General features: G+C 69.4%; 11 protein-coding genes. 3 read left to right on the top strand and 8 right to left on the bottom strand.

Going from position 1 to position 10,814, the window contains the following annotated elements:
• Positions 1-186: 186 nt before the first annotated feature.
• From PARHAE_RS20585 to PARHAE_RS20565, 5 genes are all read right to left on the bottom strand, one after another.
• Positions 187-1,167 (bottom strand): Fic family protein, encoded by a 981-nt coding sequence (locus PARHAE_RS20585; protein ID WP_126156363.1) that lies wholly within the window; start codon positions 1,165-1,167, stop codon positions 187-189.
• A gap of 104 nt (positions 1,168-1,271) precedes the next feature.
• Positions 1,272-4,334, bottom strand: coding sequence for an efflux RND transporter permease subunit (locus tag PARHAE_RS20580; protein ID WP_126156362.1), 3,063 nt, complete (start codon positions 4,332-4,334; stop codon positions 1,272-1,274).
• Positions 4,331-5,458 carry an efflux RND transporter periplasmic adaptor subunit gene (locus PARHAE_RS20575; RefSeq protein ID WP_164555346.1) on the bottom strand — a complete coding sequence of 376 codons (1,128 nt, stop codon included), beginning with the start codon at positions 5,456-5,458 and terminating at the stop codon, positions 4,331-4,333. The genes PARHAE_RS20580 and PARHAE_RS20575 overlap by 4 nt, the downstream gene beginning before the upstream one ends.
• Positions 5,459-5,569: 111 nt before the next feature.
• Positions 5,570-5,956 (bottom strand): type II toxin-antitoxin system VapC family toxin, encoded by a 387-nt coding sequence (locus PARHAE_RS20570; protein WP_126156360.1) that lies wholly within the window; start codon positions 5,954-5,956, stop codon positions 5,570-5,572.
• A complete protein-coding gene (locus PARHAE_RS20565) occupies positions 5,953-6,198 on the bottom strand; it encodes a type II toxin-antitoxin system Phd/YefM family antitoxin (RefSeq protein ID WP_126156359.1) in 246 nt (81 codons plus the stop codon). The genes PARHAE_RS20570 and PARHAE_RS20565 overlap by 4 nt, the downstream gene beginning before the upstream one ends.
• A 193-nt stretch (positions 6,199-6,391) precedes the next feature.
• Here PARHAE_RS20565 and PARHAE_RS20560 point away from each other — a divergent pair, with 193 nt between their 5' ends.
• Both PARHAE_RS20560 and PARHAE_RS20555 read left to right on the top strand, forming a co-directional pair.
• The gene (locus PARHAE_RS20560; protein ID WP_126156358.1) at positions 6,392-7,021 is read left to right on the top strand and encodes a DsbA family protein; all 630 of its coding nucleotides are present in this window, start codon (positions 6,392-6,394) and stop codon (positions 7,019-7,021) included.
• A gap of 105 nt (positions 7,022-7,126) precedes the next feature.
• Positions 7,127-7,630, top strand: coding sequence for a L,D-transpeptidase family protein (locus PARHAE_RS20555; protein ID WP_126156357.1), 504 nt, complete (start codon positions 7,127-7,129; stop codon positions 7,628-7,630).
• Positions 7,631-7,675: 45 nt separating this feature from the next.
• Here PARHAE_RS20555 and PARHAE_RS20550 read toward each other — a convergent pair whose 3' ends face one another.
• The 3 genes from PARHAE_RS20550 to PARHAE_RS20540 are packed head-to-tail and all read right to left on the bottom strand — an operon-like array spanning position 7,676 to position 10,211.
• Positions 7,676-8,452: a MetQ/NlpA family ABC transporter substrate-binding protein gene (locus tag PARHAE_RS20550; RefSeq protein ID WP_126156356.1), complete on the bottom strand. Its 777-nt coding sequence runs from the start codon at positions 8,450-8,452 to the stop codon at positions 7,676-7,678.
• A gap of 33 nt (positions 8,453-8,485) precedes the next feature.
• Positions 8,486-9,160 carry a methionine ABC transporter permease gene (locus tag PARHAE_RS20545; RefSeq protein WP_126156355.1) on the bottom strand — a complete coding sequence of 225 codons (675 nt, stop codon included), beginning with the start codon at positions 9,158-9,160 and terminating at the stop codon, positions 8,486-8,488.
• Positions 9,150-10,211 carry a methionine ABC transporter ATP-binding protein gene (locus tag PARHAE_RS20540; protein WP_126156354.1) on the bottom strand — a complete coding sequence of 354 codons (1,062 nt, stop codon included), beginning with the start codon at positions 10,209-10,211 and terminating at the stop codon, positions 9,150-9,152. Before PARHAE_RS20540 ends, PARHAE_RS20545 begins: the two co-directional genes overlap by 11 nt.
• A 270-nt stretch (positions 10,212-10,481) precedes the next feature.
• Between PARHAE_RS20540 and PARHAE_RS21470 the strand changes: the two genes are divergently transcribed.
• Positions 10,482-10,814: hypothetical protein (locus PARHAE_RS21470; protein WP_206437045.1), on the top strand; the 333-nt coding region annotated here is incomplete at its 3' end.

Raw genomic sequence — 10,814 nt, 5'->3', positions numbered from 1 at the left:
GCCGGAGAAACGCACTATAACCGCATCTGAATCCGTTCATGCGGATCACTTCGTATTCCTTTCGCATGACAATAGACCATCGATAAGGACACCTTATCGGGAAATGTTTTACAGCCTGCGGCTGTTGGGCGGTGATCCGCACTTGGCTGCCACGCTGCGGCTGTATCGACACTACCGCCCTTTCCTCTACACTCTCGCCGCCCACAGCCGGAACCGCCGGGCGCCGGTGATTTCCCGCACCAGCCCCATGGTCCGCATCCGCGACAGCAGCCGTTCGGCGGTGTCGCGGCTGATGCCTGCCAGATCCTCGACCCCTGCGGTATGCAGGACCGGATGGGCGGCCAGGGCGGCGATGATGCGGGCGGGGTTCCGGCCCTTGATCGCGGCGGTGGCATCCTGCGCGGCCTGCGCCCAGGCGGACAGGCGGTCCAGCATCCGGGCCGCGTCCTCGGCGCCCTGGGCCACCGCCGCCAGGTGCCGCGACAGGCGGCGTTCCGGCGGGCCGCCATCGGCCCAGACCGCCCGGCCGTGGCGGCCCAGCGGCAGGAAGGCCAGACCGGATGCTGCGCGGGCCATGTCGCGGGCGGCCCAGACCGCGCCCTCGATCGCGGCGGTCTCGGGGGACAGATCCGCCAGCCGCCACAGCATCCGGGCGGCGGGGGCGCGGGCCAGGGGGTGCAGGCCCGACAGCGCCGCCATCGCGGACAGGAAATCCGCCGCCGCCGCGTCGAAGGCCGCGCCTGACGGGCGTTCCGACCAAGTGGCATCCTCCCCGTCCGGGTTGCGGTGCAGGGCCAGGAAATCGCGCAGCCGGGCCGGATCGGACTGGCCTTCCAGGCGCCGCAAGGCCCAGCGGGCCTGGGCCATCGCGGCCAGATCGGCGCCCGCGCGGGCGGCCATGGCGTCCAGGCCGATCTCGTCCCGCGACAGCGGCGTGCCCTGGGCGCGCAGCATCTCCTCGATCTCGATCAGGGCCAGGCGGCGGGTGGCGCCCGCGCGGGTCCTGTCGTCCATCAGGGCCAGCCGCGCCTCCAGCCGGCCGACGGCCAGGGCGGCATGGGCCAGATCCACGGCCAGGGCCGATTGCGCGGCCAGCCAGTCGCCGGGGCGGGGCAGGGCGGGATCTCCTTCATCAAGCCCCTGCCAGGAAAGACCGGATTCACGCATATCCGCACCCTAGCGAAGTTCTGCCGGACAACCAAGCTCCTGCATTGGACCTCAAATATCCCGGGGGTCCGGGGGCTGGCCCCCGGCCTTCGCGGGACGCAAGCCTACTCGGCCGCCACCGGCTCTGCCTGGGGGTTGCGGCGCAGCCCCTCGATCAGGACATAGATCACCGGGGTGATCAGCAGCGTCAGCACGAAGGCCAGCGACAGCCCGCCCACGATCACCGCGCCGATGGCCCTGCGGCTTTCGGATCCCGCGCCGGTGGCTGCGGCCAGCGGCACCGCGCCCAGCACGGTGGCGATGGTGGTCATCATCACCGGGCGCAGGCGGGTGACGGCGCCGTCGCGCGCGGCGACGACCAGAGGCCTGCCCTCCTCGCGCAGCTGGTTGGCGAATTCCACGATCAGGATGCCGTTCTTGGCCATGATGCCGATCAGAAGGATCATCCCCACCTGGGAAAAGATGTTCACCGTCCCGCCCGTCAGCCACAGCGTCAGCGCCGCCCCGGCCAGGCCCAGCGGCACCGTCAGCATGATCGTCAGCGGCGTGCGGAAGCTTTCGAACTGCGCGGCCAGCACCAGGAAGACGATCAGCAGCGACATGGCGAAGACCGTGGCGATGCCGCCCGCGCTTTCCAGGTAATCCCGCGCCTGGCCTTCCCAGGCCAGCACCGCCCCGGCGGGCATGTCGGCCATCGCCGCGTCCACCGCCTCCATGGCGCCCGCAAGGTCGGTGCCGGGGGCGATGTCGGCCTCCATCTCGACCGAGATCAGCCGGTCGTAGCGGTTGACCGCCGGCGCGGTGGCCCCGGTGGCGACACTGGCAAAGGCCGACAGCGGGATCAGGTCGCCCCGGTCGTTGCGCAGGAACACCGCCAGCATGTCCTGGACGGAATCGCGATCCTCGGGCGAGGCTTGCAGGATCACCGGATATTGCCGCCCGTCGCGGGTGTATTCGCCGACGCTGCGGGATGCGAACAGCACTTGCAGGGTCTGGGCGATGGTCTCGGCCGACAGGCCCAGATCCTGGGCGCGGTCGCGGTCGATCGACAGGCTGGCGCCCGGCTGGTTGGCGGAATAGCCGACCTCGACCGAGGCCAGGCGCGGGTCTTCCGCCAGCCGGGCGGCCAGGTCGTCCGACCATGCGGCGGTGCGCGCCAGATCCGGCCCGCCCAGCATCCAGCGGATATTGCCCTGCCCGCTGCCCAGGCCCAGCCCCCCCGCCGCGCGGATGAAGGTTTCCGCCTGGGTGATGCGGGCCAGCTGCGGGCGCAGCGTGTCGATGACCTCGTCCACGCCGAGATCGCGGTCCTTCCAGTCGGCCAGGTTCACGAACAGCAGCGACCGGCGCAATTCGCCCCAGGTGCCGACGATGGTGGTCACGTTGGTGACGGTGCCGTCGGCGCGCAGGGGTTCCAGCAGCGCCTCGACCTGGCGGGTGGCCGCGTCGGTATAGGCCAGGTTCGATCCCTGCGGCGCGGTCACGGTGATGCGGATCTGGCCGCGATCCTCGGGCGGGGTCAGTTCGCGGGGCAGGTGCTGATAGAGCGCGAAGGCCCCGGCCATCAGGAAGGCGGTCACCGCCAGGATCGGCACCGGCCGGGCGATCAGCCGGTCCAGGACGGCGCCATAGACCCGCTCCAGCCCGCCGATCATGCGGTTCACCCCGCGCGTCAGCAGGTTCGGGCGTTCCTCGCGCGGCATGATCTTCGCGGCCAGCACCGGCGACAGGGTCAGGGCGACCAGGGCGGATACCGCCACCGCCACCGCCAGCACGATGCCGAATTCGGCGAACAGCTTGCCGATCTCGCCCTCCATGAAGCTGACCGGCACGAAGACCGCGATCAGCACGGCGGTGGTGGCGATCACGGCGAAGCTGACCTGGGCCGATCCGTCGCGGGCGGCGTCCAGGCGCGACTTGCCCATGGCGCGGTGCCGCTGGATGTTTTCCAGGACCACGATGGCGTCGTCCACGACCAGGCCGATGGCCAGGATCAGCGCGAACAGCGTCAGGATGTTGATGGAAAAGCCCAAGGCGCCCATCGCCAGCCCGGCGCCAAGCGCGGAAATCGGGATCGTCACCACCGGGATCATCGACAGCCGCAGCGATCCCAGGAACAGGAAGATCACCGCGATCACCAGGCCCACCGCCTCGGCGAAGACCTTCAGCACCTGGCTGATCGAGCTTTCGATGAACACGGCCTCGTCGGCGGTGATGTCCAGGGCCATGCCCGGCGGCAGGGTCGGGCGGATCCGCTCCAACTCGGCCCGGACCGCCTGAGAGATGGCGACGGTATTGGCCTGGGCCTGCGGCTGGATGCCCATGCCCAGCGACACCACCCCGTTGGCGCGAAAGATGGATTCCCGCTGTTCGGGGCCTTCCTCGATGCGGGCCACGTCGCCCAGGCGCAGGGGCCGGGATCGGTCGTCGCGGATCACCACCTGGCGGAAGGTTTCGGGGCTGGAAAACCGGGTCTGGGCCAGGACCTGCAACTGCCGGGCGCCGGTCTCGATCTCGCCTGCGGGCAGTTCGATGTTGTTGGCCTGAAGCGCCGCGATAATGTCGCCCGTGGTGATGCCCAGGGCGGCCATGCGCGACTGGTCCAGCCAGATCCGCATGGCGGGCGACCGGGCGCCGAAGGTCGCGGTGTTGGCCACCCCCGGCAGCCGGGCGAAGCGGTCCACCAGGAAGCGGGTGGCGTAGTCCGACAGTTCCAGCGGCGTCATCGCCGGGCTGGACAGCGACAGCCGCACCACCGGGTCGCCCTCGCTGTCGTTCTTGTCCACGCGCGGCCGCTCGGCCTCGTCGGGCAGGCGGCCCACCACGCGTTCGACGGCGTTGCGCACGTCATTGGCCGCGGAATCGATGTCGCGGCCGGATGAGAAGGTCAGGACGGTGCGCATCCGGCCGCGTTCGGATTCCGTGGCCATGGCGGTGACGCCGCTGACGCCCGCAAGCGCGCCCTCGATCACGGATGCGACCTGGCTGTCCACCACGTCGGGGGCGGCGCCGGTGTAATTGACGCGGACCGTCACCTCGGCGGCCTCGACCTGGGGCAGTTCGCGCACCGGCAGGCGCGACATGGCGACCGCGCCGATCAGCACGATCAGCAGGTTCAGGACCGTGGCCGTCACCGGGCGGCGCAGGGACAGGCCGGGCAGGCTCATCCGCCGCTTCCCGATGCCGGGGCGGGGGCTTGGACAGGCGCGGGCGCGGCATCCACCCGGTGTTCCTGGGCCACGGCTTCGATGGCGGCGCCGTCGGACAGGCGGTGCAGGTTCGTCACGATCACCCGCGCCGAGGGGTCCAGCCCCGACACCACCTCGACCAGCCCGTCCTGCTGCTGGCCGGTGACGATCTCGACCTGGCGTGCGGCGCCGCCTTCGGCCAGCATGACCAGCACCCGGTCGCCTTCGACCGTCTGGGCGTTTTCCGGGATCGCCGGGCGCTGCCGTTCGTCCAGCACCAGCCGGGCCTGCAGGAACATGCCGCCCGCAAGCGCCCGGTCGCCGTTGGGGATTTCCGCGCGCAAGGCCAGGCTGCGGGTCGCCGCGTCGACGCGGCTGTCGATGCGGCTGATCCGGCCCTGAAAGACCCGCCCCGGCCAGGCGGCGGATGTCAGCTCGACCCGCTGGCCGGATGCCAGGCGGGGCAGCAGGGTCTCGGACACGCTGAAATCGACCTCGATCACCGACAGGTCGTCCAGGCTGGCGATGGGTGTGGCGGTGTCGATCACCTGGCCTTCGACCAGGTCGGACAGACCCACCACGCCCGCGAAGGGCGCGCGCAGGCTGCGGTCCTCAAGCGCGATCCGGGCGCGGTCGCGTTCGGCCTCGGCGCGCAGCAGGGCGGCGCGGGCGGTCTGATAGGCGGCGTCGGACGCGCTGCCCGAGCGGTTCAGGCTTTGCTGGCGGTCGAAGGCGGCCTGCGCCTCGGCCAGGGTGGCGTCGGCGGCCCGCAGGTCGGCCTGTTCCGCGCGGTCGTCCAGTTCCAGCAGCACCGCGCCCGCCTCGACCCGGTCGCCGGGCCGGAAGGCGATGCGGCGGATCCGGCCGCTGGATTCGGCCAGCAGATCCACGGCCTGGCGGGCGCGGGCGGTGCCCACGGCGGTGACGGCATCGGCGAAGGTGACGATCCGGGGGGCGATGGTTTCCACCCGCAGGGGGGCGGTGCCGCCCTGGACGGCCTGGGCGGGTTCGGGGGCGGCCAGCAACCGTTCGGTCAGGTACAGCCCCCCCAAGGCGGCGGCCCCGATCACGACCAGTCCCAGGACGGCCTTCACCGCGCGCATCTTCGCTCCTTCACCCCAGTCAGGCGCTTGATTCCAGAACAACCGATCAGGCCCAAAGGGACAACCCATATCGGCCCGGTCCCGGATATGTGAAGTTCGTAAACGAATGTTTCAGACGGCGCGGATCGGGCCGGGATAGCATGCGACGCGCGCATCGGCGGTTAGCAGCAGCATCCCCTCGGCCAGGGCCTGCGCGACCAGAATGCGGTCGAAGGGATCGGCATGGATGGCAGGCAGGCCCCCCAGCCCCAGGCAGTGCCGCCCGGCGATCGGCAGTTCGGCGTAATCGTTGGCCAGAAGCCCCGCCCGCAGCACGCCCGGATCGACGCGGAAATCCGGCCGATCCAAGGCGCGCTTGATCGCCACCTCCCAGATCGAGGCGGCCGAGAACCACAGGCTGTTGGCGGGATCGGCGATCATGCCTGCCGCATCCTGGGACAGCCGGTCCGGCCTGAACGCCGCCCAGAGCAGCAGATGCGTGTCCAGAAGCAGGTTCATGCGGCGGGATCGGGGCCTTCGAACAGGGCGCGGATGCCGTCGGCGCCGATGTCGTCGAAATCCTCGGGGATCTGGGCCTGGCCAGCCAGGAAGCCCAGGCGGCGCGGGGCCTCGGCTTCGATCATCGTGACCTTGACCAGGGGCTTGCCCGCCCGCGCGATCACGAAAGGCTCGCCCCGCACGGCATCCTCGACCAGGCGGGACAGGTGGGTCTTGGCCTCGTGGATGTTCACAGTCTTCATGGGGCGGCCTTTGTCTGGTCCAATGAACTTAGTCAAGCAAGGCGGCTTGGTCAAGAAAGGCGGGGCGCATGGCAGGGGAATGATGGCAGGAAATGCGTGATGTTTACACATTGCGGCATTGTGACCGGCCGGGCGTTCCTTTCGGCCCCGGCCCCGGCTTAGGTGGGGCCGTCCCTTCCGAAAGGCCCTGCCTATGATCCCCCGCCGTCTTGTCCTGTCCGGTGCCGCCGCCTGCGGGATGGCCGCCGCCCTGCCGCTGCGTGCGGCCGACCGCCCCAACCCGATGCCCGAGGAACTGCGCGCCGCCCTGGAACGCGACCCGACCGCGCCGGTCCTTGGCAACCCGGACGGCGACATCACCCTGTCGGTGTTCTTCGATTACAACTGCCCGCATTGCCGCAAGATGGTCGGGCCGATCCAGGCGCTGATCGCCTCGGATCCCGCGCTGCGGGTGGTCTACCGCGAATGGCCTGTCTTCGGCGAGGGATCGGATTTCGCCGCCCGCGCCTCGCTGGCCTCGCTGGAGACGGGGAAATACTGGCGGTTCCACGCCGCCCTGATGGCGATGCGCGGCCGGGCCGAGGAAACCAGCGTGATGCGCGTGGCCCGCCAGACCGGCCTGGATCCGGCCGCGCTGCGCCGGGGGATGGAGGCCGAGCCCGTGACCCGCCATATCGCGCTGTCCTTCCAGCTGGCCGAACATATGGGCCTGATGGGCACGCCCACCTTCATCGCGGGCGACGAGGCGGTCTTCGGCGAACAGTCCCGCGCCGACCTGGCCGCCCTGGTCGCGCGCGGGCGGCGGACGCTGGGCCTAGGCTGAGGCGGCGATTTTCCCTGACGGGCGGGAATAACCCCGTCCCGTCCCTCGTATCCCTTTCGACCGGCGGCAACGGCCGGGTTTCGAACAAGCGGAGCGAGGGACATCATGAAACGGGCGCTTTGCGCAGCCATTCTGCTGACCGCCTTGCTGGGATCGCCCGCCGCGGCGACTGTCGATCCGGCGGGACCGGAAGGCGGGCTGAAGATCACCCAGCTTCTTTTGGACAAGTCGTCGCGGACGCTCTATCTGTTGCAGGGCAGGCGGGCGGTGCGGTCCTACAGCGTCGATCTGGGCGCCAATCCGGCGGGACACAAGCAATACCGGGGCGACGGCCGCACGCCCGAGGGGCTTTACTACATCACCCACCGCAATCCCCGGTCGAGCTTCTTCCTGTCGCTGGGGATTTCCTATCCCAACGACCGGGACCGGGCGCGGGCGCGCGCCCTGGGCCGCGATCCGGGCGGCGACATCTTCATCCACGGCCGCGGCGCCCGCGTGCAGAACCCGCCGCGCGACTGGACGCGCGGCTGCGCCGCCGTCACCGATGACGAGATGGCCGAGATCTTCGCCCTTGTCCCGCCCGGCACGCCGATCTTCATCAAGCCGTGAAAAAAGGCCGCAGGGCTGTCCCGCGGCCTTCGGCTTCCGCCCGCCTTACCAGCTGGTCAGGACCGAGCCGTCGTATTTCTCCTCGATGAAGGCCTTCACCTCGGGGCTGTGATAGGCCTCGACCAGCTTCTTCGCCCAGTCCTGGGTCTCGTCGCCCTTGCGCACCACGATGATGTTCACATAGGGGCTGTCGGCCTTTTCCATGGCGATGGTGTCGGTGTTGGGGTTCAGGCCCGCCGCCAGCGCATAGTTGGTGTTGATGACCGACGCCTCGGTATCGGCCAGCGACCGGGGCAGCTGCGCCGCGTCCAGCTCCAGGAATTGCAGGTTCTTGGCGTTTTCGGTGATGTCCAGCGGCGTCGGCACCAGGCCGGTGCCCTCGGCCAGGGTGATCAGGCCCAGATCCTGCAGGATCAGCAGCGCGCGCCCGCCATTGGTGGGATCGTTGGGGATGCCGATCCTGGCGCCCTTGGGCAGGTCGGCGATGTCCTTCAGCTTGTCGGAATAGATCCCCATCGGCGTGGTGATGGTGGTGGCGATCTCGACCAGGTCGAAGCCGCGGTCCTTGATCTGGTTTTCCAGATAGGGGCGGTGCTGGAAGCTGTTGGCCTGGATGTCGCCGTCGGCAAGCGCGGTGTTCGGGATCACATAGTCCGAGAACTCCACCACCTCGATGGTCAGGCCCAGGGGTTCGGCGACCTTGGCGACCTCTTCCATGATCTCGGCATGTTCGCCGGGCGAGACGCCGACCTTGATGTCTTCGGCCATCGCGGCGGCGGCCGACAGGGCCAGGGCGGAAGTCAGGGTCAGAATGCGCAGCATCGGAGGGGTTCCTTTCTTGTCTGCGAAGAAGATTCAGTGGCCCCGGTTGCGGGGCACGCGCTTGTCGAAGCGGGCGGCGATCCATTCGCCGATGGATTGGACCAGCTGCACCAGCACGATCAGCACGACGACCACCGCCAGCATCACCTCGGGCATGAAGCGTTGGTATCCGTATCGGATGCCCAGGTCGCCCAACCCCTCGCCCCCGACCGCGCCGACCATGGCGGAATAGCCGATCAGGCTGACCACGGCCAGCGTCAGGCCCAGGGCGATGGCCGGGCGCGCCTCGCGGATCAGCACCTTGGCGATGATCTGCATGGGGGTTGCGCCCATGGCGCGGGCGGCCTCGATCAGGCCCGCATCGACCTCGCGAATGGCGTTTTCGACAAGGCGCGCGATGAAGGGGATCGCCGCCAGCGTCAGCGGCACGATCGCGGCATCGGTGCCGATGGAGGTGCCGACGATGGCGCGGGTCAGCGGGATGATCGCCACCACCAGGATGATGAACGGCACCGACCGGGTGGCGTTCACCACCAGCCCCAGCACCTTGTTCAGCCAGGGCGCCGACAGCAGTTCGCCCCGCTGCGAGACGGCCAGGAACACCCCCAGCGGCAGGCCGAACAGCGTGCCCAGCACGGTCGAGGCCGCGACCATGTACAGCGTCTGCAAGGTCGCTTCGTAAAGCAGCGCGATCAGGTTAGCGGACATAGCCCAGCACCTTTGTCAGAAGCCCGTGGCGTTCCAGATAGGCCCGCGCCTGCGCCCCCCGGTCCGCATCGACCGAAATCAGCAGGTTGCCGAAGGGATGGGGGCCGACCTCCTCGATGGCGCCGGCCAGGATGTTGCTGGCGATGCCCTGTTCGACCGCCAGCCTGGACAGCATCGGATCGGTGGCGTGGGCGCCCGCGAAGGTGACGCGGATGATTTCCTGCGCGGGGCCGTCGGGGCGCTGTTCCAGCATCCGCCCGGCGATGAAGCCCGGCAGCGTCAGCCCGGTGACGCCGCCCAGGAAGGATTGCGTGGTCGGATGGGTGGGGTTGGTGAAGATGTCGTAGGTCGGGCCGCTTTCGACGATCCGGCCGCCCTCGATCACCGCCATGTGGCTGGCGATGTCGCGGACCACGGCCATCTCGTGGGTGATCAGCAGGATCGTCAGGCCCAGGTCGCGGTTGATGTCGGCCAGCAGCCGCAGCACCGTCTGCGTGGTCTCGGGGTCCAAGGCGCTTGTCGCCTCGTCCGACAGCAGCACCTTGGGCTGGGTGGCAAGGGCGCGGGCGATGCCCACGCGCTGCTTCTGCCCGCCCGACAGTTCCGCCGGATAGCGGCCCTCCAGCCCCCGCAGGCCCACCCGGTCGATCAGGTCGGCCACGCGGGCGCGGATCGGCCCGGCGGGCGTGCCCGCGATCTCCAGCGGCAGAGCGATGTTTCCGGCCACCGTGCGGGACGCCAGCAGGTTGAAATGCTGGAAAATCATCCCGACCTCGCGCCGGACCCTGCGCAGCGCCGCGCCGCGCGCCCGGCCCACGTCATGGCCTGCCACGGTGACGGTGCCCGTCGTCGGGCGCTCCAGCCCGTTGACCATCCGCAGCAGCGTCGACTTCCCCGCCCCCGACCGGCCGATGATGCCGCAGATCGCGCCGGGTTCCACCGCCAGCGTCACGGCGTCAAGCGCATGGACCGGGACGCCGCCCGGCCCGGCGAAGGCCTTGCCCACCCCGTCGAAACGGATCGCCGCGTCAGTCGCGGTGCTGCCGGTCATTCATTCGTCCTTGCCTGCCTGTGGCGCCTGTCCTTGCCGGGGTTGCCTCAATCACCGGCAGGACGCAAGCCGGGCCGTGACGTTTCGAAGAAACGCGTGGGAACGGCCGTCCGATTTGGAACGGATATGTCGTCGAGGGGGGCGACAGAGTGCGATCATTCCGGCTTCCCGTCCGCCCGGAAGCCCGCGCGATTAACCGTCTCATGGAATGATGATTGAATCGGCTTTCGCACGGGGTATCTATGACAGGGTATACAGGTTTTGCATGTCATGATTTCAAGCGGTTTCTGGTCATCCTGCGCTGCCTTCGGCAGTTCCGCCTGCCTGATCGCGCAGGACCGGACCGTCAGCCATGCCGATCTTGCCCGGATCGCGGATGATTGGGCGCTTCGTGCCCGGACCCTGCTGCCGCCCGGCCTCGACAGGCCGCTGGTCGCCTTGGAAATGACGGCCTCGGTGGGGACGGTTGCGGCCTATCTGGGGTGCCTGCGCGCAAGCTGGCCGAAGCGTTTCGGTAAAAACGTGAATCGCAGAGGGATTCCTGCAAGACCCAGTTTGTGCTCCTCTTGTTCGGGGAGGATAAGTCATGTCAGCACCTTTGCC

This window comes from Paracoccus haematequi, from assembly GCF_900631945.1.
GTDB classification, from domain to species: Bacteria; Pseudomonadota; Alphaproteobacteria; order Rhodobacterales; family Rhodobacteraceae; genus Paracoccus; species Paracoccus haematequi_A.
Note: the sequence above shows the minus strand (reverse complement) of the source record. Positions and strands in the feature narration are given on the sequence as shown.

Coding starts and splice junctions, on each gene's coding strand:
- PARHAE_RS20585 (WP_126156363.1), bottom strand. CDS start 1,167: ATGCGTGAATCCGGTCTTTCCTGGCAGGGGCTTGATGAAGGAGATCCC.
- PARHAE_RS20580 (WP_126156362.1), bottom strand. CDS start 4,334: ATGAGCCTGCCCGGCCTGTCCCTGCGCCGCCCGGTGACGGCCACGGTC.
- PARHAE_RS20575 (WP_164555346.1), bottom strand. CDS start 5,458: ATGCGCGCGGTGAAGGCCGTCCTGGGACTGGTCGTGATCGGGGCCGCC.
- PARHAE_RS20570 (WP_126156360.1), bottom strand. CDS start 5,956: ATGAACCTGCTTCTGGACACGCATCTGCTGCTCTGGGCGGCGTTCAGG.
- PARHAE_RS20565 (WP_126156359.1), bottom strand. CDS start 6,198: ATGAAGACTGTGAACATCCACGAGGCCAAGACCCACCTGTCCCGCCTG.
- PARHAE_RS20560 (WP_126156358.1), top strand. CDS start 6,392: ATGATCCCCCGCCGTCTTGTCCTGTCCGGTGCCGCCGCCTGCGGGATG.
- PARHAE_RS20555 (WP_126156357.1), top strand. CDS start 7,127: ATGAAACGGGCGCTTTGCGCAGCCATTCTGCTGACCGCCTTGCTGGGA.
- PARHAE_RS20550 (WP_126156356.1), bottom strand. CDS start 8,452: ATGCTGCGCATTCTGACCCTGACTTCCGCCCTGGCCCTGTCGGCCGCC.
- PARHAE_RS20545 (WP_126156355.1), bottom strand. CDS start 9,160: ATGTCCGCTAACCTGATCGCGCTGCTTTACGAAGCGACCTTGCAGACG.
- PARHAE_RS20540 (WP_126156354.1), bottom strand. CDS start 10,211: ATGACCGGCAGCACCGCGACTGACGCGGCGATCCGTTTCGACGGGGTG.